Below are 24,868 nucleotides of genomic sequence, written 5' to 3'. Positions count from 1 at the left end.
TTCTAAAATCTGCCGAATAAACCGGTCCTTTTCTTTTTCTTTTTTACTTTTTGAGGATTTTCAATGCTTAGCATCTGGCAAATTTCCCCCCAGCCTTTTAGCCCACCAATATTACGGTCGTCAATAAAAATATCAGCTAGTATTTTTCTGCTTATGCTATTGTCAAATTCCTCTTCAGGATAACTTTTATTTACCGCGTAGAATTTGATGCCGTGTTGCTCGCAAAATTCAACGGCTTCATTAAGGCGCTCCCCATGACGGTACGTCCATAATATAAGGCGATGACCTTCGTTCTGCAATTTTTTCAAAGACTCAAAAGCAAAAAGTATAGGTTTTCCTATTTCAGGAAATCTGTTCTCCACTATAGTCCCGTCAAAGTCAACCGCTATGGTAAGAGAATTGGGCATAATACGAAATTAGTTAATATTTTCTAATTTGAGGTTTAAGCTTAGCTATAAGTTAGTCTGCGTAGGAATTTTTGTACGTTTCCCCGTTAACGATTTTCGCCAGGTCTTCTTCGATGCTTTCTTCCTGAGAATATTCTACGAACCTGTTTACTTCTTTACCATCCTTATAGAATATTATGGTGGGTACACGGTGTACATCCAGTTCTTTTTCTATCATGGAAGGCGTGGTTTTATTATAGTCTACAGCCACCATCTCTAATTGGTCGTAGTCGAAATCTGAGTTGTCGAGGATCTTTAATAATTTAGGAACTTCTCTCTTGCTGTCCCCGCACCAGGTCCCCATAAGAACCTTAATATCATAATCTTTGATATTTTTCCTGATGGTTTCCATAGCCTCACTCTCAGGGGTGAAATTCGTATATCTTGGTTCAAACCACTTGGAAAAAGGTTTTTTCTGAAGATCCTTCTTGGTGAATTCACCAAGAAGCATGTCTTTTTGCACTTCGTTTTCTTCTATTTCTGCTGTTACATTGGTTTTCGGACTATTACTTACAGTGTTGGCACAGCTGATGGTAATCACCGCAAGCAGTATAAAAAATTTATTCATAAGGATTAAATTAATGGGTCTTCGGTCATTAAATCTGGTTGTTCAATTCCCATAAGTTTTAAAACAGTCGGGGCAATGTTACCTAACTTACCTTCTTTGATACTTTTTGCATCCTTATCCATTAGAATTAGTGGAACTGGATTGGTTGTGTGGGCTGTATTAGGGCTTCCGTCAGGGTTTCTCATTACTTCGCTGTTACCGTGGTCTGCAATGATTATTACAGAATAGCCATGGTCATAAGCCTTTTCTGCCACGGCCTTAGCGCAGGTATCCACGGTTTCGCAGGCTTTAATAGCAGCATCAAAATCTCCTGTATGTCCAACCATGTCTGGATTGGCGAAATTTAGGCAGATAAAATCTGCCGATTCTTTTTCGATCTCAGGAAGGATCTTGTCCTTGATTTCGAAAGCGCTCATTTCAGGCTGAAGATCGTAGGTAGCTACCTTAGGAGAATTACACATGATCCTCTTTTCTCCCTGAAAAGGTTCCTCGCGTCCACCTGAAAAAAAGAAGGTGACATGCGGGTATTTTTCGGTTTCGGCTATCCTTATCTGTTTCTTTCCTTCATATTCCAGTACTTCACCTAGGGTAGCTTTGATATTCGATTTTTTGAAAATGACATTTACATTCTTGAACCTGTCATCATATTTGGTCATGGTCACGTAATACAACGTAAGCTTCCTCATGTCGTATTCAGGGAAATCATCCTGAGACAGCGCCTGGGTAAGTTGTCTTCCGCGGTCTGTCCTAAAGTTGAAATAAATCACCACGTCTTTTTCTGAAAGCTTAGCCACCGCTTCTCCCTGTTCATTTGTAATTACAATAGGTTTGATGAACTCATCACTAATATTTTCATCATAGCTTTCCTGAATGGCTGCAAGAGGGTCTGTGGTCTTTTTACCTTCACCCTTTACAATAAGATCGTAAGCCTTTTCTACGCGTTCCCATCTTTTGTCCCTGTCCATAGCATAATATCTGCCAATAACTGAAGCCAGTTTGGAGTTGGTTTTTTCAAGATGCGGAAGCAGGTCTTCAATAAAGCCTTTGCCCGAATGCGGGTCTACATCGCGCCCATCGGTAAAGGCATGCACATATTTATTTTTTACCCCAAGCTTATCAGCAGCAGAAAGCAGGCCTTTGAGGTGATTGATGTGGGAGTGCACCCCGCCATTACTAACCAGTCCCATAAAATGGACAGGTTTATTATTCTTTACCGCATAATTCAAGGCTTCTTCAAGGACTGGCTCGTCTTTTAAAGTATCCTTTTCTACGGCCATGTTGATCTTAACGAGATCCTGGTATACCACCCGGCCAGCTCCCAGGTTCATATGGCCAACTTCAGAATTTCCCATCTGGCCTTCCGGTAATCCAACATTCATTCCGTCTGTCCTTAGAGACGCATGTGGAAATTTATCTGGAAGTGCGTCCATAAAAGGGGTTTTTGCTTGTGCAACGGCTGAAACCTCCTCATTTTGAGTGATGCCCCAACCGTCCAGTATCATTAAAAGGACCTTCTTATTCATTTGTAAAATTCTTTGGGGGCTAAAGATAAAAACAATTACATGTAATGCCAGTGCCGGAGGCTATAATGTTTTATTAAAACTGGGCTTAATCTTGAGCTACCGCCTGCTTTTCGAATGATTTCTACGAAAGATTCTAGGGAGATGAAACTGCAGAATTTCAATGAATTTTAATTATACCAGCGACCTTGATTTTGAACCCCCCTTTTAACAAAGAATAATTCTTAATACCCTCGAATACTTTGTCCTTAAAAATTTAACACTAAAAAAATCGAAATTGTAAAATAAGACTTTAAAAATAACGTTCTTTAAAACTATCTGATTTGTTCTTAGTCAACTCATGTAGAGGTTTTTAAGCTTGTGTAATGTTAAAATTACGCTTACTTGGAAATTGCTTTTTAATTTTCGTATGTTGGCAAGGCTTTTGGATTTAATTAACAGAATTTTAAAAACACACAGATATATGAAGTATAGGATCCTTACGGTTGTTGGAGTTTTAATTTTCTCATTTGCTTTTACTAGTGCAGCCGAGATCAATAAGAATAAAGATGCTGAGATCGCCGCAGAAATTCCTGAAACCAGGAATGAAGAGAAAACCTTCGAAGCAAAAGTTGTAGAGATTTACGAATCATTTTCAGCTAAGAATTCTTCTATGCCGCAACTTTCAGTATTTGAAAAGGCTATTAGCGGATATATGAAGCTGGATGAAGATGGAGAGATCTCGAATCCACTTCTTACCGTAATAGATTTTAATCTTTCTTCTACCAAAAAGAGAATGTGGATCCTTGATATGGACACCCGTCAGGTCCTTTTTAATACCTACGTGGCTCACGGCCAGGGTACAGGACTGGAATTCGCTAACAAGTTTTCTAATACTCCTAATTCTCACCAGAGTTCTTTAGGTTTTTACGTGACCGGCGAAACTTATTACGGTAAGAACGGCCTGTCATTATTTATAGATGGAATGGAGGAAGGCTTCAATTCTAAAGCCCGTGAGCGTTATGTAGTGATCCACGGAGCAGATTATGCTGAACCAGAATTTATTGACAGGGTAGGAAGACTCGGGAGAAGTTATGGTTGTCCCGCGGTTCCTAATAAAATAGCCAAGAAACTAATTCATAAAATAAAAGGGAATTCTGTAGTTTATATCCATAAGGATGACCAGAACTACCTGAAGAATTCAGAATTTCTGAATGTATAGATCAGGCGCTGGGTTTTAATAACTCCCAGAGCTGACGATCAAGATCATAGATATCATCAATGAATTTGGTGGTATCTTTTTTTTGGAATGCTGTCCAGTAAAAATGATGCACTCTAACGGTCTGGGTAACCGGAATCTCTGTGGTTTTTCCAGATTTTAAAATATCTTCTATTTTTTTCTTATCATATTTTTCCTGGTCGCTCAACAGGTATTCTGCCAGGCCGAGGGCATCCTGAACGCGAACACAGCCTGAGCTTGCCGCCCTGGCATTATCTTCAAATAGATTCTTCGAAGGCGTATCGTGCAGGTAGATCATATGTTCGTTCGGGTAAATGATTTTTACGATTCCCAGGGGATTGGTTGCACCTGCCGGCTGCCTGTAAGTGTAGGACCTTGCTTTTGAAGAAGACCAGTCTACGCTGGCAGGATCTACGGTGTTTCCGCTGCCGTCATATATTTTGATATTCTTTTTTCTTAAATAGCCAATGTCCTTTGAGGCTCCCGGGATCACGTCGTTCTTCTTGATCGTGGGTGGAATGGTCCAGGTGGGGTTGTAGATCACATATTCTATCTGGTCTGAAAAAACCGGAGTCTTCCTGTAATTCTTTCCTACCACGGTTTTGTGGGTCCTTATAGTATCGCCATTCTTTACCACATTAAGTTCGTAATTGGGGATGTTCACAATAATGTAGTGATCTCCCAGGTCCCGGGGATACCATCTCCAGCGTTCCATATTTACCAGTAATTGGTGCAGGCGATCCTCCTTGGTGTAATTAAGATTCTTGATGGTGGACTCTCCCAGTAAAGCGTCTATCTGCAGGTCGTGCTCTTTCTGAAATTCCTTTAAGGCATCCTGTATGCTCTTATTGAATTTGGTATTGGATGAATCGATTTCAGCTTTATAATATCCGAGTTCCGCCAGTCTTTTGGTTACCGAAAATATCCTGGGGTCTTCTTCCCCGGGTTTGATTAGTTTGCCCGGCTCGATCCTGGTGGCAGGAGTATTTCTCCAGTCCTCCTTTTTATATTCTTTAAGGGCTTTTTTTAGGCCTTTATAAACGATATGATTGGGCTTAACCGATTCCAGCGCTGCATCTATATCCTCGCTTGCTATGGCAGATTTTAAAAGCTGGGTGGGATCAATTTCATTGGCCGGGGAACCCCAGATCTCGTAGATCTTCCTGGGGTTGAGCTTACCGTTAGCCAGGTCTTCTGAAAGCCGGAAAAAGGAATCTGTTAGAAGTATTTCCAGCAAATTGTTTTCTTCTTCAGTATTCGTATTTATACTGGTTAAAAGTTCCTGAAGTTGTTCCCCATGGTAATCCTCAAAGAACAATCCCTCTTCTTCGATATTCTCAATATTTCGAAATAGATCATCTCTTAATTTCCGGTTAGACCATACCGGCTCATATTCATTGTTATTGTAAAATTCGATAAGCCTATCCCGATAATGGAATTTCTCAGGTTGAAATTCATCTTCAAGATAATCTTCAATCTCGTCTGAATCTGTAAGAAAAGCTATTTCTTCTACCTCCTCCTCATCGCGTTGCTCCATGCCCGCAGTTTTTGGGTCATCCTTACAGGCCGTGATAATAAGCAGGCAAAAGGACAGGAAAAGATATTTGCAGTTACGCATTAGGTTAAGATAGGGGTGGGCGTAAGGCTTATGCTCTTACGTCTGAATAAGATTTATGAATATCGAATTGTACTTCAGCAAAAGGGCATAGGGGATGGATCTTCAGATCATTCTCCCGGGCATATTCCACGCTCTTTTTTACCAGGCTTGAACCAATACCCTGGTTCTCCATTTCGCGTTTTACCTCGGTATGGTCTATGGTAAGTACACTGCCTTCATTCTTGTGATAAGTAAGCTCGCCTATGATCCCCTTATCATTTTCTATGAAGAACATTCCTCTGCTGTCATTCTCCCTGTGCTTAATTTCCATATTTATTTTTTAAAGACATCGTCCACAATTCCATAATCCAGTGATTCCTGTGCGTCCATCCAGTAATCCCTGTTGAAATCCTTTAAAACTTTCTCTACAGTTTGCCCGCAATTTTCTGCAAGTATCTTTGCGCTTAAATGCTTTGTCTTAAGGATTTCGTTCGCAGCGATCTCGATGTTCGAAGCCTGTCCGCGGGCGCCACCGCTAGGTTGGTGTATCATCACTTTCGCATGTGGTTGGATGAACCTCCTGCCTTTTTTACCGGCAGAAAGTAAGATCGATCCCATGGATGCTGCGAGCCCGGTACAGATGGTCGAAACCGGAGACTCCAGGTTCATAATGGTGTCGTAGATCGCGAAACCGTCGGTAACATACCCACCGGGGCTATTTATAAACAACTGGATTTCTTCGTCTCCTTCAAGGTCAAGATATTCAAGCCTGTCGATCACATATTTGGCGCTTTTATCGTTCACTTCGCCCCACATGTAGATCTTTCTTTTTTCTAATAATTTTATGTCGATTAAATCCTGAATCTTTCCGGTTTTATTTTTCATGAAATCCATTTAAGAGTGTTTTTCTTTATATAAGTCGAAGCTAAAAATATGACTATTTTAGCAGAAAACAGAATCATGCAAGTGGCATTTAACAAGATTTTAAAAGAAGATTTTGCACTGGTTTTGCCGTACCTGAAAAAACTATATGAAGTGCCGCCAGCCGATGATATTCTTGGGAAAAGGCTACTTGAAATGTTCGACCAGAACTATGAATGTTTTGGTATTTATAAGGAAGATAGGCTCATCGGCGTTTTCGGGCTCTGGTTTATGACCCGGCATTATGCCGGCAGGTCCTGCGAGGTAGATCATATTTTTATAGAGGAGGCAGAGCAGGGAAGGGGTGTCGGCAAAACTCTACTAGCATATATTCATAAATATGCAGCCGCAAAAGGCTGTGAAACAATGGAGTTGAATAGTTATGTCGAAAATTTCAGATCTCACAAATTTTATATGGAATTAGGCTATATTATTCGCGGGTATCATTTTTTAAAAAAGCTGTAATTTTTTTTGGAAAATGGAAAGCTTTCAGATTATATTTGCACCCACAGGCGGGAGTAGCTCAGTTGGTAGAGCGTCAGCCTTCCAAGCTGAATGTCGCCGGTTCGAACCCGGTCTCCCGCTCTAGAAGCTTCATCGAAAGATGGAGCTTTTTTTATACCAGAATTTGTCTTTTGGAGATAGGAATCTAAGGTTTATCCTTTTACTGAATGTCGTGCTCGGAGCGTGATCACTCCCGCTATAAAAGTTTCATTGAATAATGAAGCTTTTTTTAATTCTAAACTCCAGAAAGAGGGCGGCTTGAGGGTGACACGTCAAGCTGAACTTGTTTCGGCTTCTCGAAATTATTATTTTCTCCATTCTCTCTCTCCAGGGAAAGGACCATCTTTCAAAAATAAAACAGCCACGCTTTTTGGGCGTGGCTGTAAAAATATAGTTTAACAGTGTCTAACCGTTCATGGAGATTAGAAACTCTTCATTGTTGCGGGTATTTCTGATCTTGTCATTAATGAATTCCATAGCTTCTACAGGATTCATGTCTGCAAGATATTTTCTAAGTACCCACATACGTTGTATGGTATTGTCGTCCAGCAATAGATCGTCTCTACGTGTACTTGAAGAAACAAGATCGATGGCCGGGAATATTCTTCTGTTCGAGATCCTTCTGTCTAATTGAAGTTCCATGTTACCGGTACCCTTGAATTCTTCAAAGATCACCTCGTCCATTTTCGAGCCTGTTTCAGTAAGGGCAGTCGCGATAATAGATAAAGATCCACCGTTCTCAATATTACGGGCTGCACCAAAGAATCTTTTTGGTTTATGCAGGGCGTTCGCGTCCACGCCACCACTCAATACCTTACCACTGGCAGGTTGAACCGTATTGTAAGCTCTCGCCAGCCTGGTAATGGAATCCAATAGGATCACCACATCGTGGCCGCATTCTACAAGCCTTTTGGCTTTTTCTAGAACGATGTTAGCCACTCTAACGTGCTCGTGTGCCTCTTTGTCGAAAGTTGAAGCTACCACTTCGCCTTTTACATTACGCTGCATATCAGTAACCTCTTCAGGTCTTTCATCGATCAGCAGAACGATCTGGTATACTTCGGGATGATTTGCCGCGATTGCATTGGCAATATCCTTTAATAACATCGTTTTACCGGTCTTAGGCTGTGAAACGATCATTCCACGCTGACCTTTACCAATAGGAGCGAAAAGGTCCATCACTCTTGTTGAAAGAGAGCTTTGCTTTTCAGCCAGGTTGAATTTATCCTTAGGGAATAGAGGAGTAAGGTGCTCAAAAGAGACACGGTCCCTCACTACCTGCGGGTCCAAACCGTTGATCTTATTGATCTTGATAAGTGGAAAATATTTCTCTCCTTCTTTTGGAGGTCTGATTTGCCCCTGTACTGTATCTCCTGTCTTTAATCCGAATAGTCTGATTTGGGACTGGGAAACGTAAATATCATCTGGAGAAGTAAGGTAATTGTAATCTGAAGATCTTAGGAAACCGTAGTTATCCTGCATGATGTCCAAAACTCCTTCACTTTCTATGATGGCGTCGAATTCATAATCGGGTTCGCGGTAACGGTTCCTGTTATCACGATTCCCGTTATTCTTTTTATGGTCGTTACGATTATCGCTGCGATTCCCGTTTCGGTTATCATTGCGATTGTCGTTCCTGTTGTCGTTACGATTGTCATTTCTGTTATCGTTGCGACTGCGGGTATCTTTTTTAGGAGACTGCTTTTTGTCTCTACCGCTGCTTTTTGCAGGAGTATTGCTTCTGTTGTCATCTTTATTGGATGGAGTGGAATCCTTGGAAGATGAGTGGTCTTTAGCTGATGGTTTTGGTTGTGAAGACTTTGAAGCAGCTGAAGATCTCGGAGGCTTTTTGTCGCTTCCAACTTTGGCCGGTTTTTGCGGCTTAGGCTTTGCAGGCTCCTGATTGTCGTCTGTAAGAACTTCTTTGACTTTATTGGGATTTGATGCCTGGTAATCCAGAATCTGATACACCAAATCTAGTTTTTTTAAGGTCTTGTACTTAGGAACGTTCAGGGTCTCAGCGATTTCCTTAAGTTCAGGAAGCTTTTTAGCTTTTAATTCTGAAATTTCAAACATGAATGCGTAAAAATAATTTTGTTTGGGTTGATTTTAAAACTTCTCGAGGAAGAACAAAAAGTTTGGAGACTTAAGTAACCAACATTGAATGGGTTACGAATTGTTCCTGCAATAATACAACTTTATTTTAAACTTTTAGACAGTAATTCTAAAAAGAATCTTTTATTTTTGTCCCGCAACTGCAAGAAATATGCTTCAAAGAATACAAACGATTTACTTACTTTTAGCAGCAATTACGAGTGCGGGATTGATTTTCGTATTCTCCCTTTGGGAAAACTCGGCAGGTGAGCCTGTATATGCTCAGGACCAGTTGATCGCCTTTGGGATGTTCCTTGCCTCGGCAGCTATTTCGCTGGTGAGCATTTTTATGTTTAGAAACAGGAAGCTCCAGTTCGTGCTGGGGCGACTTAATATAATATTGAACCTTTTTTTACTAGGAGTGTTTGTTTATTGGTCTCTAACTTTACCCGGAGAAATGGATATTTCAGAGAAGGGTATTGGGATGTTTCTTCCTATTATTTCTATCGTTTTTCTTGTTCTGGCCAATAAGGCCATCAAAAAGGACGAAGATCTCGTAAAATCTGTAGACCGATTACGATAAGCCTATCATCTTAGTAGTATTAGTGCGTGAAAAACCCGAAGTCTTAGCTTCGGGTTTTTTAATTATTCCAGTTCTATTACCTCCAGGTCGCTTATATCCCTTCCGTTTATTTTGAACCTTAACATGGTCCTTTTCTTATGAAACCCTTGTTTTCCGGCTGCTCCAGGGTTCATATGCAGTAGTTTCAGGTTCTTGTCGTTCATTACTTTTAAAATATGCGAATGTCCTGAAATAAAGATCTTGGGCGGATCTTTTTTGATATCTTCCTTTACCGCGGGCGAATACCGGCCGGGATAACCTCCAATATGGGTGATCCAGACATCTACCTCTTCACACATAAAGCGATTGTTCAGCGGGAATTCCTTGCGTATCTCTGCATTATCAATATTTCCGTATACCGCCTTAAGGGGCTTAACGGCTTTTAACTTATCGGTCACCTCCAGGCTGCCAATGTCCCCGGCATGCCATATTTCATCGGCTTCGTTAGCATAGTGCAGAATGCGGTCGTCCATATGACCATGGGTATCACTTAGCAAAAGTATTTTTCTCAAATCGTTTTAATATTTAATTTTCGTTTAACAAAGGATGCCCGGACAATGCCTTTCTCCTTGTTATAATTGCCTTATCTTTGCATTTCGCTAATATAAAAAGAAAGCGGGGCTTGAGGTATTTTATAGAACTCTCTTATTTTGGAAAGGCTTATCATGGCTGGCAGAATCAACCTGATTCTATAAGTGTTCAGGAAGTTCTGGAAGAGAAACTGACTAAGGTGCTCAGGTCCAGGATCGATATTGTGGGAGCAGGCAGAACAGATGCAGGCGTACATGCCAAACAAATGTTCGCACATTTTGACGTAGCCACTCCCATAGATGAAGATCTAATGAAATATAAGCTCAATTCCATGCTTCCGAAGGATATAGCAATTGCCGAAATATTCAGGGTTCGGGAAGATGCACATGCAAGGTTTGATGCCACGGCCAGGAGCTACGAATATCACCTGGTCCAGGAAAAGGACGCTTTTAGTAAGGATTTTGCCTGGTTTTTGAGGCATCACCTGGAGGTGGATAAAATGAATGAAGCTGCAGCGGCATTATTGGAGTACAAAAACTTCAAATGCTTTTCCAAGAGCAGGACAGATGTGCATACCTACAATTGCAGGATAGACCGGGCAGAGTGGAAGCAAGAGCAAGATAAGCTGGTTTTTCATATTACCGCTGACAGGTTTTTGAGAAATATGGTAAGGGCTATTGTAGGAACACTGGTCGAGATTGGACAAAATAAATACCCCGTGTCTCATATTCACGAAGTGATTAAAAGTGAGGACAGGGGCAAGGCCGGAACTTCGGTGCCGGCGCACGGATTGTATTTAACCGGGATAGAATATCCCGATAATATCAGAATAAACTAGATGGCTACAAAAACGGGAAATGCATTCGATATGGACCTGTTTAAGCGTTTGCTTAAATATACCAATCCTTATAAACGCATCTTTTATTTTGTTGGGATCGCCGCCATTCTTGTATCTCTTTTCGCGGTTCTTAGGCCTATCCTGCTTCAGGAAACCGTTGACCAGGCCCTGATCCCGGCAGATTTTGAAAGCCTGATCTATTACGTTAGCCTTATGCTGGGCGTGCTGGTACTGGAGGTTGTTTTCCAGTTTTGTTTTATCTATTATGCCAACTGGCTGGGATTAAGCGTGGTTCGGGATATCAGAGTGAAGCTTTTTGAGCACATGCTCGGCTTCCGCATGAAGTATTATGATAAGTCTGCGGTAGGTAGGCTGGTAACCCGAGCGGTGAGCGATATAGAAACCATTGCCAGTATCTTTAGCCAGGGTTTGTTCATGATCATCAGCGATTTACTGAAAATGCTGGTGGTACTTGGCGTGATGTTCTATAAAAGCTGGCAGCTTACTTTGCTCGTACTTACGGTACTTCCCTTTATTATCTATGCAACCAGGGTATTTCAGAAGAAAATGAAACTGGCCTTTGAAGAGGTGAGGACACAGGTAGCTAACCTGAATACTTTCGTGCAGGAACGTATTACCGGGATGAAGATCGTTCAGCTTTTTACCAGGGAAAAGACCGAATATCAAAATTTTAAAGATATCAACGATAAACATCGAAAAGCCTGGGTGAAGACCGTATGGTATAACTCTATTTTCTTTCCTATTGCTGAAATGTCTACTTCTATAACCATTGGTCTTATCGTTTGGTTTGGAGGTTTAAGGGTCGTGGCCGGTGATGAAATGTCTTTGGGTATCATTGTGGCTTTTATCGAATTGTCCCAGATGTTATTCCGTCCTCTAAGGCAGATCGCAGATAAGTTCAATACTCTTCAAATGGGAATGGTGGCAGCCAACCGCGTTTTTGGAATTCTGGACACCGAATCCAGTATCGAGGATAAGGGAACTATAGAGATAGATAATCTGAAAGGGGATATCGAGTTCAGGGATGTAAGATTCAGTTATGTTGAAGATGAGGAAGTGCTCAAAGGAGTATCCTTTAAGGTGAAAGAGGGGGAGACCGTGGCTATTGTTGGTGCGACCGGTGCCGGGAAATCTACGATCATCAATCTTCTTAGCAGGTTTTATGAGATCGACAGCGGAAAGATCCTGGTAGATGATACCGATGTTAAGGATATAAAACTAAAATCTCTGAGAGCCCAGATCGCGGTGGTGCTGCAGAATGTCTTTCTTTTCGCTGATACCATCATGAACAATATCAACCTTGACAACCCTGATATTTCTGACGAAGATGTGATCGCCGCGGCAAAACAGATCGGGATTCATGAATTTATTACTTCGCTTCCTAACGGCTATTACTATAATGTCAAGGAAAGAGGGGCCATGCTTTCTTCTGGTCAGCGTCAGTTGATCTCGTTTTTAAGGGCTTACGTAAGTAACCCTAGTATCCTGGTCCTGGATGAGGCTACCTCTTCGGTGGATTCCTATAGCGAACAGCTAATCCAGGATGCGACAGATAAGATCACCGAGGGTCGAACTTCTATCGTCATCGCGCACAGGCTGGCTACCATTAAAAAGGCCGATAAGATCATCGTGATGGACGAGGGGCAGATCGTTGAAATTGGCAGTCATAAAGAGTTGCTTCAAAAAGCCGATGGCTACTACAAGAAACTTTACGAAGTACAGTTCAAGGCCGAAGAGGCTCTATAAATCTCGGTCTTTAAACTTAAAAGATCTATAATTTATTTTGTCTAATTATTCCCTGAAAAATATTCCAGATTAAAATTTTCGAGTTTAGCTCAGATCCTCCTTGATCTTTTCCTTTAGCTCGTCCATGGTTTCGAACATCACGAACTGTCCGTCCCTGATATAAGAGGTTTGTCCAGTCTCTTCACTAACTACTAATGCAAGGGCATCGGTTTTTTCGGTAATTCCCACGGCAGCACGGTGTCTCAAGCCAAATCTTAAAGGAATGGAACGGTCATTGGAAACCGGTAATATCACCCTGGTAGCCGTGATCTTGTTCTCCTCGATCACCATGGCACCATCATGCAGCGGACTATTCTTAAAGAAGATAGATTCTATGATGGGCTGGTTAAGTTCTATTTTCATCTTATCGCCGGTGTTTTTCACAAAATCAAGCTTATTGTTCTTTTGGATCACCATCAGCGCACCGGTATAGGTCTTGCCCATGTTCTCACAGGCGCCAATGATCGCATCTACGTTGATCTTGGAGTCAAAATCGTCCCGGCTGAACTTGAAACTTTTAAAGAACCTCCCTTTTTGAGTGAAATTGGTAGAGCCTATCATTAACAGGAATTTCCTTATCTCCTGCTGGAAAACCACGATAAGGGCAAATACCCCAACGCCTATGAACTCTCCAAGCACGCTGCTTAGCAATTCCATTTGTAATAACTGGGTAAGCAGCCAGGCCAGGTAAATGACCACGATTCCTATAAAAATGTTCACGGCGGCAGTACCACGTACCAGTTTATAAACATAGTAGAGCAGCAGGGCTACAAAAACAATATCCAGGATATCGAGAATTCGAAGATCTATGATGTCCAAATCGCGGGGGTTTTATGTAAAAATAGAAAATCTAAAATTAGTTCTTCAATTCACGGGTTAATTTGATGCATTCCACGGCTTCCTTTACATCGTGAACCCTAAGAATATTGGCTCCTTTTAGCAATGCGGCCGTATTGAGAACGCTGGTTCCGTTCAGGGCTTCTTCTGCGGAAATGTTCAGTTTTTTCCAGATCATGCTTTTCCTGGATATTCCTGCCAGCACCGGTAATTCAAGATTTTTGAAAAGTTCCAGTTTAGATAAAAGTTCGTAATTCTGTTCTATGTTCTTGGCAAATCCGAAGCCGGGGTCTATGATAATATCGTTAATGCCCAGTTTTCTCGCCGCATCTATCCTTTCTGAAAAATAGAAAAGCACCTCGGCCGTAAGATCTTCGTATTGATTAAGATCTTTCATGGTCTGTGGGCTACCCTTCATATGCATCATGATGTATGGAACCTGATATTCGGCAATTAGCTGAAGCATGTTTTCATCGAGTTTTCCTGCTGAAATATCATTGATGAGCGCAGCTCCCGCCTGTATCGATCTTTCAGCAACCTGTGCCCTGAAGGTATCAATGGAAAGCAAAGCTTCCGGAAATTCTTTCAGGATAAGTTCAATGGCAGGCAGCATTCTTTCAAGTTCTTCTTCTACCGGAATATCATCTGCGCCCGGCCGGGAACTGTAGGCTCCAAGGTCCAGGAAAGTGGCTCCTTCGGCCAGCATTTGTTCTGCCTTGTTCAGGATTTCCTTTTCGGTATTGGAACGGCTTCCGCGGTAAAAAGAATCGGGAGTGATATTGATGATCCCCATGACTTTAGGCTCACTGAGATCTATCAAATTTCCTTTGCAGTTAATGAACATGCTAATCTTTAGGTTTTGGATAGCCGGGAAATTAACTTTGACTATCTGAAATATTTGCCCGAAATTTACGCAAATTACATCTACTTCATGCAGGATACCTCAAAACAATACGATGCGGTGATCGAAGGCTGCCGCGGTTTGTTTCTTAACAAAATGAAAGATTACGGCTGTGCCTGGAGAATTTTAAGGTTGCCGTCGCTAACCGACCAGATCTTTATAAAGGCGCAGCGCATCAGGCAATTGCAGGAGAGCGAGGTTCGCAAGGTAGAAGAAGATGAACAATCAGAATTTATAGGCATCATCAATTATTCTGTGATGGCGCTTATTCAGCTGGACAAAGGCATAGCAGATCAACCAGACCTGAACCCGGAGGAGGCCATAGCTCTTTATGATGAAAAGATCCAGGAGACCAAGGATCTCATGATGAACAAGAATCACGATTATGGCGAGGCCTGGCGAGATATGCGCATTAGTTCCCTTACAGATCTTATCATTCAGAAATTACTTCGCGTAAAGCAAATAGAGGATAATAAAGGCAAGACCCTGGTAAGTGAAGGCATTGCGGCCAATTACCAGGATATGATAAATTATGCTGTTTTCGCCATGATCCATTTCAGTGAAGCCGAAGAAAAACCTGTAGCCAAATAACCTTATTATGAAAGCAGTTGTAAGTATCGCCAGGATCCTGGTAGGAGTTCTATTTATTTTTTCCGGATTTATAAAACTGAACGACCCGGTTGGCTTCTCTTACAAACTGCAGGAATATTTCAGCGAGCCTGTTCTGGATATCCCATTTCTTATACCCTTTGCCCTCATCATTGCCATACTTTTAGTGATCTTTGAGCTGGTAGTAGGGATCATGCTGCTTATTGGTTACGCGCCAAAGTTCACCAGCTGGAGCCTGCTGCTAATGATCATTTTCTTTACGTTTCTTACGTTCTATTCGGCTTATTTCAATAAAGTGACCGATTGCGGATGCTTTGGAGATGCCATCCCGCTTACGCCCTGGGAGTCATTTTATAAGGACGTGATCTTACTGATATTGATACTCATTATATTTTTTAATCAGAAATATATCAACCCGATATTCCCTGTTAAATACCATAAATGGGTGGTTTTTGGGTCCTTCATGGCCTGTTTTGCCTTTTGTTATCATGTTTTGATGCATTTGCCTGTATTCGATTTCAGACCCTATAAAATAAAAAATAATATTCCCGAAAAAATGAAACTTCCGGAAGGCGCTGAAAAGGCAGAAGTAACCTATACCTGGAAGTTCAGGGTGAACGGGGAGGAGAAGCTCATTAAGAATAAGGGTGCCTACCCTCAGATCGATGGTGAGTTCATTGGTGTGGAAACCTCGCAAACCGGCGAAAATGCCATCCCTCCAATCCACGATTTCGTGATAGAAGGGGAAGAAGGGGATATCACCCAGGAGGTACTGGAAGCCGATAAAGTTTTGCTTATCGTGGCCTATAATCTAAGGTCTACCGAACTTGAAGGCTATAAGGCTGTAAAATCCCTTAGCGAAGAAGCCTTGCAAAAAGGCTATAAAGTGATAGGACTTACAGCTTCAGGCAGCGAATTTCAAACTGAGCTGAAGAAAGAATACAACCTGAATTTCGATTTTTACCAGACAGACGAGACTGCACTTAAGACCATTGTGCGTTCCAATCCCGGCTTTCTTACTTTAAGAGAGGGGACTATAACCCAGAAAAAACACTGGTTCGACGCTTCAGATATCGAATTATAAAAAATCCCTTTAAGTCGTTGAAAACTTCCTAAAAATTCAAGGTTTGGCTTTGGTTTAAGAGTCAGTAATTTCTGCTTTGCTTATATTTGTTAGCGCTGCTGAGCATCTCAGCGGTTAACAGAACTTTCGAACCAAAACATTAAAAATCATGAGAGAAAAAATAGTTGCCGGAAACTGGAAAATGAATAATGACCTTGCAGAAACTGAAGAGCTTCTTGGGAAGTTAAAACTTCAGATGGTCAAGGACCCTGAAGCTACAGTGATGGTTGCTCCTTCTTTCACGAACCTGTATCCTACGTTCCAGGCTTTGAAGGACACTCCGGTGATCGTCGCAGCCCAGAATATGCATGAAAGCGAGAAAGGAGCCTTTACCGGCGAAGTTTCCGCAGAGATGTTAAAAAGTGTGGGCGTTACTACAGTGATCCTGGGTCACAGTGAACGTCGCGCCTATTTCCACGAAACCAATGAGCTTCTTGCTAAAAAAGTGCAGACGGCTATCGATAAGGAAATGACCGTTATTTTCTGTTTTGGGGAAGAACTTGAAGATCGTAAGAACGACAGACATTTCGACCTGGTAGAAAGCCAGTTGAAGGAAAGTCTTTTTAACTTGCCTAAGAGCGCCTGGAAGAATATCATCCTGGCCTATGAGCCGGTATGGGCGATAGGTACGGGTGAAACGGCCAGTCCCGAGCAGGCTCAGGAAATGCATAAGCATATCAGAACTTTGCTTGAGAAGAATATTGGTAAAGAAGTGGCAGAGAATACTTCCATCCTTTATGGAGGAAGTGTAAAGCCGAATAATGCGAAGGAGATCTTTGCCAAGGAAGATGTGGATGGCGGCCTTATAGGTGGTGCCAGCCTTAATGCGGTTGATTTTGTAGAGATCGTAAACTCATTTTAATAATGGCAGGAAATTATCTGGAATTTCATTTTACTATAGAGCCGGTTCAGCCGGCTTCTGAAATTCTTATTGCCGAATTAGGCTACCTGGGTTTTGAAAGCTTCGTGGAAAACGATGACGGCATCACCGCCTATATTCCTGAAGAAGAATATGAAGAAGACCTTTTGGCTAATGTCCATATTCTGCAGGAAGAAGATTTTAAAATTAGTTATGATGTCAAGGAGATCGAGAGGGTTAACTGGAACGAGGAATGGGAAAAGAACTTTACTCCGATCCTGGTGGATGAAATATGCAGTGTAAGAGCTCCATTTCATGAAAAGCCAGATACCGAGTACGATATCGTGATCGAGCCAAAGATGTCTTTTGGTACAGGCCATCACGCTACCACCCATATGATGATTCAGCACATTTTGAAGAACGACTGGGAAGGGAAATCGGTTCTCGACATGGGGTCGGGGACGGGAGTCCTGGCGATCCTTACTGCAATGAAAGGGGCGAAAAGCATAGACGCCATAGATATAGACAACTGGTGTTATCTGAACACCCTGGAGAATATTTCGAGGAACGATTGTGAACATATTAATGTGGAAGAAGGCGGGGCTGAACTACTGGAAGGCAGGAAATATGACATGATCCTGGCTAACATAAACCTGAACATTTTGCTTCGGGATATGCCTATTTATGAGAAATGTCTGAATCCAGATGGGAATATATTTTTCAGCGGCTTTTATAAAGCCGACCTGCCTGCCATTACCAAAGCCTGTGAAAAGCTTGGTTTGGATTTTGTAGAGAATTTTGAAAGGAACGACTGGGTGGCTGCAAAGTTTTCACGCTGAGGTTTTTATCATAATTTGTATCTTTAACGACATGTAGAAGAGAAATTTTTGAAGATGAGTACGAAAGAAGAATTATTAGAAAAGGTTGACGTAAAGACCAAGAAGAAAAAGCAAAACGAGATCATACTTTATAATGACGACTATAATACCTTCGATCACGTAATAGAAACCCTTATTTATGCCTGCGATCATACTCCAGAGCAGGCCGAACAATGTTCGATCCTGGTACATTATAAGGGAAAATGCACCGTGAAAACGGGGCCTTACGAAGATCTGAAGCCTCGATGTTCCAAATTGCTCGATGCGGGATTAAGTGCCGAAATAATTTAGAGGAAAAAATCTCCATAAACTTTTCAGGTTTTAAAATAAACAATATATTTGCACCCGCTTTGCAGAACAGCAGAGCAGCAATTTAAAGGCCTCGTGGCGCAACTGAATAGCGCATCTGATTACGGCTCAGAAGGTTGCAGGTTTGAATCCTGCCGAGGTCACAGAATAAAACCCTAATAATCTAATAGTAAGATTGTTAGGGTTTTTTAATGCTGATTTTTATGGCCAGGTGTACCGCCCTAAATTCATTATTTATAGTATTTAGATTTAAACCTGTTGAAAACTTTTTATGTGAGCGTTTTCTTTGATTTCTAATAGTTTCGAAAATTTACAAGACTGGCCATTATCAAAGTTCACATCAATGATCAAATTGTACTTTCCTTTGGTAAGTGTTTTTTGTCTGTCAATACCAGTAATGATTCCTTTCCCTAATGGTTCAAAATGAATTTGTTCTTTTTCCATATAATTGTCAGATTCAATTTTATTGAGGGATTTAGATATCAATTCTAAATCAGATGAAGCCGAAGAGGCTATACCTTGATCCCAAATTTTAAATAGATCTTCCGCAATCCTACTTAAATAGTCTGAATCCTGTACTCCTTTCCAATTTTCAGGAATAATTTCCGAATCGTAAAGTGAGCCTATCAATCCACCTGCAAAAGCTGCAATACTATCTGAATCTGTTCCAATGGAGTTGACAGCTTTAAAAATAGCCTTTTGAGGTTTCTTATAATATTTTACAGCAAGATAAATGCCTCCAATAACAGTAGAGATGCCTGATCCTTTAGTTTCAGGATCGTAGCAACCAAATTAACTAGGGAATCTTTTGTGCCTTTTTTGTCTCTTATATAAATGAATATATTTCTAAGGGCTTGCAGGGATTCTTGCACAGTTGCATCGTAAAGTGAAAGAAAGTCCTCGTTTGAAATCTTTTAGCCAGCTTTCATATTTTTCATTATTAATAAACGGAGGCTTGAATTCACCTTCTATCTGTTTTCCTAGTTCAGTTAAAAATGACTGATAGTTGAAATTGTCGACATCTTGTTTTAGCATTTTATCTACTGCAAATCCATAGAGTATGGCCCTAACGATAGCACGCGGATGACCGTGTGTAATAATACTATTTGAAAAAATGTATTCCTTTATTAATCTGAAATCGTTATGATTGGCAAGCAATATAGGGAGTATTCTCATGGCTGCTCCATTAGCTCCGCTTTCCCTATAATCGATGGTTGTTTTTCTAGCTTTAAACTTGAAAAAATTATTATTCCACGTTGCCTCGTAGCGTTCGCTAAGGTGCTTCAGGAAAACCAGGGGTAATATATAGTTCTTATAGTTGTTTTCAGATACAGCGCCTCTTAATTCGTTAGCCGCATCCCAGAGTTCTTTCTCAAAGTCAATGTCTGCTTTTGCCATTTATTGGGTAGGTTGTTCTTTTTGAAGTTGTTGTTAAGACAGATAAACTGCACTAAAGTTATGATTTATTTAAGAATAATAATTCCACCGTTAGCCCGACCGTTAGCTCACCGTTAATTACCGTTAGCTCATAATTAGGCAAAAACAATAAATACCTTATAATCAACCGTTATGACCGTTTCGAATTGATCAAACGGTGAATCGAAAAATATTCATTGATTTTCCAGATTTTTCAAGACCTGGTTATATCCTGTAGGGAAGGAATGACGCAAATATAAATTAATAATGTAGAATGAAGTTGATATGCGGATGCAGTTGATTATGAAATGAACTTCCAACTCACCTACTATTTTATTCTGAAGCTTTTCATGATCAGCCATTTAACAATGCAATTTGTAGGGATTTTTTGTCTCAATAACCTTTAAGAAGATTCTTTGACAGATTTTATCGACTCTTTATCCAAAAATCAAAATATCGTAATTAATTAAAAATCAATTTTTTATAGATTTAAAATCCTTACAGATTATTTATCCCTACATATTTAATCCCTACAAAGATATTTGAGACAAATTTTTTATATGTGGCTCTTCACGTGGCGCTGCTATAGACCTTGGTATGTACTGAAATCAATTATGGCGACAATTTTTTTAACAGGGAACATAGATGTCTGGCAGTGCAGATTAAACCCTTTCTGCTTCACATTTGTACAGTCCTTTCAAGGTTTTGTTACCGTAAATGATTCTTAATCTCTATAGATGTATAAATCCCAAAATCCTTCTAGAAAATTAATAATCAACATAAAACTAAACCATGAAAACAACTTTATCTCACTCCAAAAAGTTCTTGCAGAAGGACAGGATTTGGAATTTTAAAATTCCTAAAATCGTTTCCACAGCATTCCTCTTTTGTGCTCTTTTTGCCTCAACTGCGTCTTACGCTTCTCACTTTAGATATGGAACCCTAACCTGGCGTCCTGTGGCGGGGTCTCCCAATACCATAGAGTTTAAACTTGATGTAGCATATAGAGCGAGCTGGGGAACCATGCCATACCATTATATTTATTTAGGTGATGGAAACAGCGTCAATGTACAGCCAACGGTTACATCCTCCACATCAGAATGGATGTTTGGAACAGCTACTTTTACTCATACTTATGCTAACAGTGGAAACTTTCTTGTATACCATGAATCTTGTTGTAGAATAGGTACTCTAAGCAATAATGCAAATGGCTACTTCCGCATAGAGGCAACCGTTAATGTTGGTACAGGAAACCATCCTCCAATAGGAAATTTACCTCCTATCGTAAACCTGCCTGGGGAAATGACTTCAGCCACTTTTACAGTTCCTTACAACGATCCGGACGGAGATGCCGTATCTTTTCGACTCGCAACAAGTATGGAGGTATCCGGTAGTAGCTATGGATTTACCCAACCTGCGGGTCTTTCAATTTCTCCTTCAGGGATAGTCAGTTTTAATACCGTAGGAAAACCTGTAGGAAGCTTGTACAATGCCGCAATCGTACTTGAAGATGGACAAACTAAAACAATTGTTGATTTAATTATAAAAGTAGCCGGACAATCTACTGCTCCAACTTTTGACTATTCAATTACTCCGGCTGATGGACAAATTTACGAATTGAGACCCAACGATCATTTAACTTTTGATATTAAAGCTTCAGATTCTGATGCTGGAGATTTGGTAAGCCTTTCAGCAGTGGGGTTGCCCACTGGCACTACATTTAACCCACCTTCGGTGGCTAACCCTGTTCAAACCAGTTTTTCCTGGACACCAACGGCAAGCCAGTTGGGAACATCTGTCATAAATTTTATTGCGCAGGATTTAAATGGTGTTCAAACATTAACTTCAATAACAATTGTGGTTAGTTTAAAACCAGAATTTGATGTCCCGCCAACCTTAGCTGATGCTGCTGTAGTTCAATATGAACCCGGCACTGCGATATCTCTGCCAATCCAGGCCTCAGATCCGGATACCGAAGATCTTGTACAAATTGTAACAGCCAGTTTGCCCGCAGGAGCCTCAATACCAGCGCTTCCTTCAACGGCAGCAAATCCTACTTCAACAACTGTAACCTGGAACCCCGTACAGTCAGACTGGGGAATACATCCCTTTGAGTTTACTGCACAAGACTCCTATGAAGAAGAAAGAAACCATGCATTTGAAATTATCGTTAATTCCCAGCCCAGTATTACTTCTGCTCCAGTAACTTCGGTTGTTGCCGGAACAGAGTATACGTATCAGATTACAGCGACTGACCCGGATATACCTTACGGAGATGCCCTGGCAATTAAGATATCAGGTTTGCCTTCGTGGTTATCTTATACAGATAATGGTGACGGAACCGCTACTCTTTCAGGCACACCCACATTTGAAGATGTCGGCACGTACCAATTAACCGTATTTGCAGAAGATATTTATCATCACGGTTATCCCAATCCACCACAAAATACTCAAATATTTGACCTGGAAGTTTCTGCATGTAATATCGAAATTGCAGTTGATTCTTATTCAGAAAAAATCTGCCCAAACTCGGAAACAGGATATGTCAACACCTCCGTTACTGGTGGAACGGCTCCTTTTACCTATTCGTGGGAGAATTCCTTACTAAACACTTCAGATATCAGTGATGTACCCGCAGGAAAATATGTCGTAACAGTAGAAGATGGGAACGGTTGTACCGCAAGTGCAGAAGTGACAATATTAGAAGAAGACAATACTCCTCCTACACTTACAACTAAAGGTGCTACGGTAATTCTTGATGCTGATGGAAATGGATCTATAACAGCAGCTGACGTGATTGAATCAGCAAGTGACGCCTGTGGAATAGATAATTCGTTGACCACAGTTAGCCAGACCAGCTTCACCTGCGCTGATATTAATGTTGATGGAGTCACTGTTGATGTAACAGTCTATGACAGCAATGGAAACGATACTACCGAACAAGCTGTTGTTACTGTGGTGGACAATACTGCCCCTGCACTTACAACTAAAGGTGCTACGGTAATTCTTGATGCTGATGGAAATGGATCTATAACAGCGGCTGATGTAATTGCATCTGAAAATGATGCCTGTGGGATAGATGCTACTTTGACTACAGTTAGTCAGACCAGCTTTACCTGTTCTGATATTAATGCTGATGGAGTCACTGTTGATGTAACAGTCTATGACAACAATGGAAACGATACTACCGAACAAGCTGTTGTTACTGTGGTGGACAATACTGACCCTGCACTTACCACTAAAGTTGCTACAGTAATTCTTGATGCTGATGGAAATGGATCTATAACAGCAGCTGACGTGATTGAATCGGCAAGTGACGCCTGTGGAATAGATAATTCGTTGACCACAGTTAGCCAGACCAGCTTTACCTGCGTTGATATTAATGTTGATGGAGTCATTGTTGATGTAACAGTCTATGACAACAATGGAAACGATACTACCGAACAAGCTGTTGTTACTGTGGTGGACAATACTGCCCCTGCACTTACAACTAAAGGTGGTACGGTGAACCTTGATGCCGATGGAAATGGATCTATAACAGCGGCTGACGTGATTGAATCGGCAAGTGACGCCTGTGGAATAAATAATACCTTGACTACAGTTAGCCAGACCAGTTTTACCTGCTCTGATATTAATGCTGATGGAGTCACTGTTGATGTAACAGTCTATGACAACAACGGTAACCCGACTACAAAACAGGCCGTTATTACTGTTCAGGATAATATTGCTCCCGTTATAGCTACACCTGTTGCTATTACTCAAGCAAATGATTCTGCTCTTTGTGGAGCAATAATTTCTATCACTCCTCCGGGAGCTACTGATAACTGTAGTGTTGGAATCCCCGACGGAACAAGAAATGATGGACTGGCCTTGGACGCTATTTACCCGGTAGGAACAACAACCATTACCTGGAATGTTATGGATCACAATGGTAACCCCGCTGAACCCGTGGTTCAAACGGTTGCCGTAACTAACAATGTTCCGGTAATCACGAACATCCAAACCCCTTTGACGCCTGTTTCGGTAGAATCATTTTTTGCTCTCTCGGCTAACGTTGAAGATAATAATTTAAAAGCCGCACAATGGTATTTTAGTTCTAATGGAGATTTTACTGATCTAGATTTAGCTGAACATACGTTCGATGGAGAAATTGTAGAAGGCAATGTAATTAATACTTTCAATAATGATTCTTTCAATCCACAGCTAAGTCCAGGAGTATATAGTGTAAAACTTTTAGTTACTGACCATTGTGAAGAAACAGCTGAATTTGTTCATGATTATGTGGTTATTTATGATCCTAATGGTGGATTTGTAACCGGAGGAGGTTGGATAGAATCTCCCGAAAATGCATACACTGCCGATCCTACCCTTACAGGTAGGGCGAATTTTGGATTTAATGCAAAATATAAATCTGGGAAAAATAATGTAGCCGAAGTGGACGGCAAAACAAATTTTCAGTTCAAAGCAGGAGATTTACATTTTAAAAGTTCGTCTCATGAAGATATGTCTTTAGTTATTTCTGGATCTAAAGCAACCTACAGAGGAATAGGAAGTATTAATGGACATAATGAGACTTACAAATTTTTGGTAACGGTAATTGATGGTGAATTAACTGGTAGCTCTGATATTGATCGTTATAGAATTAAAATTTGGAACGATGGAAATGTGATTTATGATAATAATATTAAAAATGGTAATACTGCAGAAAACGCGGATCCAGCCACTGCCATCGCAGGAGGATCTATAGTTATCCATAAACCGAAAAATGGTGGTAATAATTCAGATCAATCAATATTGAACTCAGATACTGAGTCAATTTTGGAAATTGAAGAAACGATGTCAATTGCTCCGAATCCGATTCAAAGTAATGCAGTAGTTCAATTTAGCCTTAATAATGATGCCAGTGGAGTATTATGCGTTTATGATTATTCAGGAAGAATGGTTGGTGAGCTTTATAGAGGAGAAATTCATGCTAATGAATTTTATGAGGTGAATTTTTATAGGGAAGGTCTTCCAAGCGGATATTATATTTTCCAACTTAAAATCAATAATGGCCAATCGTTTTCAAGAATAGCTGCGCTACAGTAACCTAATTTAAAAATTAATTTACCAGGGTATAAGATTAATTTAAATCTAATACCCTGGTTTCATAAAAAAGTGATTTTTAATCAAAGAATATTTCAGGTTCATTCTAGGCCTTCTAACTTCGAATTTGCAATAGAAGGCATATTTTCTACGTAGGAAGACCAGGTATAAAGATTTTTTAGGTA

At 40.8% G+C, this 24,868-nt stretch carries 23 protein-coding genes and 2 tRNA genes; 13 read left to right on the top strand and 12 right to left on the bottom strand.

Translation table 11 applies throughout. The features are described from left to right. Positions 1-2: 2 nt before the first annotated feature. Genes FLP08_RS04905 through gpmI form a run of 3 tightly spaced genes read right to left on the bottom strand, consistent with a single transcriptional unit; the run spans position 3 to position 2,537 of the window. Positions 3-407 carry a BT0820 family HAD-type phosphatase gene (locus FLP08_RS04905; protein ID WP_156274634.1) on the bottom strand — a complete coding sequence of 135 codons (405 nt, stop codon included), beginning with the start codon at positions 405-407 and terminating at the stop codon, positions 3-5. Positions 408-459: 52 nt separating this feature from the next. Then, positions 460-1,014 carry a TlpA family protein disulfide reductase gene (locus FLP08_RS04900; protein WP_156274632.1) on the bottom strand — a complete coding sequence of 185 codons (555 nt, stop codon included), beginning with the start codon at positions 1,012-1,014 and terminating at the stop codon, positions 460-462. Between the two features lie 5 nt (positions 1,015-1,019). Next, positions 1,020-2,537: a 2,3-bisphosphoglycerate-independent phosphoglycerate mutase gene (gpmI, locus tag FLP08_RS04895; protein ID WP_156274630.1), complete on the bottom strand. Its 1,518-nt coding sequence runs from the start codon at positions 2,535-2,537 to the stop codon at positions 1,020-1,022. 460 nt (positions 2,538-2,997) lie between these two features. Here gpmI and FLP08_RS04890 point away from each other — a divergent pair, with 460 nt between their 5' ends. Continuing rightward, positions 2,998-3,735: a murein L,D-transpeptidase catalytic domain family protein gene (locus tag FLP08_RS04890; RefSeq protein ID WP_156274628.1), complete on the top strand. Its 738-nt coding sequence runs from the start codon at positions 2,998-3,000 to the stop codon at positions 3,733-3,735. Between the two features lies 1 nt (position 3,736). On the opposite strand, the gene FLP08_RS04885 is transcribed toward FLP08_RS04890, so the two are convergent. Genes FLP08_RS04885 through FLP08_RS04875 form a run of 3 tightly spaced genes read right to left on the bottom strand, consistent with a single transcriptional unit; the run spans position 3,737 to position 6,235 of the window. Beyond that, positions 3,737-5,371, bottom strand: coding sequence for a L,D-transpeptidase family protein (locus tag FLP08_RS04885; protein ID WP_156274626.1), 1,635 nt, complete (start codon positions 5,369-5,371; stop codon positions 3,737-3,739). 28 nt (positions 5,372-5,399) lie between these two features. Further along, positions 5,400-5,681: a GNAT family N-acetyltransferase gene (locus tag FLP08_RS04880; RefSeq protein ID WP_156274624.1), complete on the bottom strand. Its 282-nt coding sequence runs from the start codon at positions 5,679-5,681 to the stop codon at positions 5,400-5,402. A 2-nt stretch (positions 5,682-5,683) separates the two neighbouring features. Then, positions 5,684-6,235 carry a ClpP family protease gene (locus FLP08_RS04875; RefSeq protein WP_156274622.1) on the bottom strand — a complete coding sequence of 184 codons (552 nt, stop codon included), beginning with the start codon at positions 6,233-6,235 and terminating at the stop codon, positions 5,684-5,686. A gap of 75 nt (positions 6,236-6,310) precedes the next feature. Between FLP08_RS04875 and FLP08_RS04870 the strand changes: the two genes are divergently transcribed. Together FLP08_RS04870 and FLP08_RS04865 are read left to right on the top strand one after the other, a co-directional pair. Next, complete coding sequence (locus FLP08_RS04870; RefSeq protein WP_238388441.1) at positions 6,311-6,736, top strand: GNAT family N-acetyltransferase; 426 nt, start codon at positions 6,311-6,313, stop codon at positions 6,734-6,736. Between the two features lie 47 nt (positions 6,737-6,783). Beyond that, positions 6,784-6,856, top strand: a tRNA-Gly gene (locus FLP08_RS04865). Between the two features lie 324 nt (positions 6,857-7,180). Here FLP08_RS04865 and rho read toward each other — a convergent pair. Continuing rightward, positions 7,181-8,851 carry a transcription termination factor Rho gene (gene rho / locus FLP08_RS04860; protein WP_156274618.1) on the bottom strand — a complete coding sequence of 557 codons (1,671 nt, stop codon included), beginning with the start codon at positions 8,849-8,851 and terminating at the stop codon, positions 7,181-7,183. Between the two features lie 190 nt (positions 8,852-9,041). On the opposite strand from rho, the gene FLP08_RS04855 reads away from it, so the two are divergent. After that, a complete protein-coding gene (locus FLP08_RS04855) occupies positions 9,042-9,452 on the top strand; it encodes a DUF4293 domain-containing protein (RefSeq protein WP_156274616.1) in 411 nt (136 codons plus the stop codon). A gap of 62 nt (positions 9,453-9,514) precedes the next feature. Here the strand turns inward: FLP08_RS04855 and FLP08_RS04850 are convergent, their stop codons facing one another. Next, on the bottom strand, positions 9,515-10,003 hold the full coding sequence (locus FLP08_RS04850; RefSeq protein WP_156274614.1) for a metallophosphoesterase family protein: 489 nt from the start codon (positions 10,001-10,003) through the stop codon (positions 9,515-9,517). Between the two features lie 110 nt (positions 10,004-10,113). On the opposite strand from FLP08_RS04850, the gene truA reads away from it, so the two are divergent. Together truA and FLP08_RS04840 are read left to right on the top strand one after the other, a co-directional pair. Then, the gene (gene truA, locus FLP08_RS04845; RefSeq protein ID WP_156274612.1) at positions 10,114-10,860 is read left to right on the top strand and encodes a tRNA pseudouridine(38-40) synthase TruA; all 747 of its coding nucleotides are present in this window, start codon (positions 10,114-10,116) and stop codon (positions 10,858-10,860) included. Then, positions 10,861-12,627, top strand: a complete 1,767-nt coding sequence (locus FLP08_RS04840) for an ABC transporter ATP-binding protein (protein WP_156274610.1) — start codon at positions 10,861-10,863, stop codon at positions 12,625-12,627. Between the two features lie 84 nt (positions 12,628-12,711). Here FLP08_RS04840 and cdaA read toward each other — a convergent pair whose 3' ends face one another. Both cdaA and folP read right to left on the bottom strand, forming a co-directional pair. Continuing rightward, positions 12,712-13,485 (bottom strand): diadenylate cyclase CdaA, encoded by a 774-nt coding sequence (gene cdaA / locus FLP08_RS04835; RefSeq protein ID WP_156274608.1) that lies wholly within the window; start codon positions 13,483-13,485, stop codon positions 12,712-12,714. A 37-nt stretch (positions 13,486-13,522) separates the two neighbouring features. Further along, the gene (gene folP, locus FLP08_RS04830; RefSeq protein ID WP_156274606.1) at positions 13,523-14,347 is read right to left on the bottom strand and encodes a dihydropteroate synthase; all 825 of its coding nucleotides are present in this window, start codon (positions 14,345-14,347) and stop codon (positions 13,523-13,525) included. Between the two features lie 87 nt (positions 14,348-14,434). Here folP and FLP08_RS04825 point away from each other — a divergent pair, with 87 nt between their 5' ends. The 6 genes from FLP08_RS04825 (at position 14,435) to FLP08_RS04800 (ending at position 18,325) form a co-directional block, all read left to right on the top strand. Continuing rightward, positions 14,435-14,995 carry a DUF1599 domain-containing protein gene (locus tag FLP08_RS04825; protein WP_156274604.1) on the top strand — a complete coding sequence of 187 codons (561 nt, stop codon included), beginning with the start codon at positions 14,435-14,437 and terminating at the stop codon, positions 14,993-14,995. A 7-nt stretch (positions 14,996-15,002) separates the two neighbouring features. Beyond that, positions 15,003-16,097: a BT_3928 family protein gene (locus tag FLP08_RS04820; RefSeq protein ID WP_156274602.1), complete on the top strand. Its 1,095-nt coding sequence runs from the start codon at positions 15,003-15,005 to the stop codon at positions 16,095-16,097. Positions 16,098-16,245: 148 nt separating this feature from the next. Further along, positions 16,246-16,998 carry a triose-phosphate isomerase gene (gene tpiA, locus FLP08_RS04815; RefSeq protein WP_156274600.1) on the top strand — a complete coding sequence of 251 codons (753 nt, stop codon included), beginning with the start codon at positions 16,246-16,248 and terminating at the stop codon, positions 16,996-16,998. A 2-nt stretch (positions 16,999-17,000) separates the two neighbouring features. Then, entirely contained in the window at positions 17,001-17,834 is an 834-nt protein-coding gene (gene prmA / locus FLP08_RS04810; RefSeq protein ID WP_156274598.1) for a 50S ribosomal protein L11 methyltransferase, read from the top strand. A 54-nt stretch (positions 17,835-17,888) separates the two neighbouring features. Further along, positions 17,889-18,164: an ATP-dependent Clp protease adaptor ClpS gene (locus FLP08_RS04805; protein WP_156274596.1), complete on the top strand. Its 276-nt coding sequence runs from the start codon at positions 17,889-17,891 to the stop codon at positions 18,162-18,164. Between the two features lie 87 nt (positions 18,165-18,251). Continuing rightward, positions 18,252-18,325, top strand: a tRNA-Arg gene (locus FLP08_RS04800). A 106-nt stretch (positions 18,326-18,431) separates the two neighbouring features. On the opposite strand, the gene FLP08_RS04795 is transcribed toward FLP08_RS04800, so the two are convergent. Then, complete coding sequence (locus FLP08_RS04795) at positions 18,432-18,926, bottom strand: ADP-ribosylglycohydrolase family protein (protein WP_500681170.1); 495 nt, start codon at positions 18,924-18,926, stop codon at positions 18,432-18,434. A gap of 102 nt (positions 18,927-19,028) precedes the next feature. Beyond that, positions 19,029-19,580, bottom strand: coding sequence for a type I restriction-modification system subunit M N-terminal domain-containing protein (locus FLP08_RS16325; RefSeq protein WP_162430932.1), 552 nt, complete (start codon positions 19,578-19,580; stop codon positions 19,029-19,031). A gap of 810 nt (positions 19,581-20,390) precedes the next feature. Between FLP08_RS16325 and FLP08_RS04785 the strand changes: the two genes are divergently transcribed. Further along, positions 20,391-24,686: a putative Ig domain-containing protein gene (locus FLP08_RS04785; RefSeq protein WP_156274592.1), complete on the top strand. Its 4,296-nt coding sequence runs from the start codon at positions 20,391-20,393 to the stop codon at positions 24,684-24,686. Positions 24,687-24,868: the final 182 nt, after the last annotated feature.

The sequence above is a fragment of the Christiangramia aestuarii genome (assembly GCF_009735585.1).
Classification (GTDB): Bacteria; Bacteroidota; Bacteroidia; order Flavobacteriales; family Flavobacteriaceae; genus Christiangramia; species Christiangramia aestuarii.
Note: the sequence above shows the minus strand (reverse complement) of the source record. Positions and strands in the feature narration are given on the sequence as shown.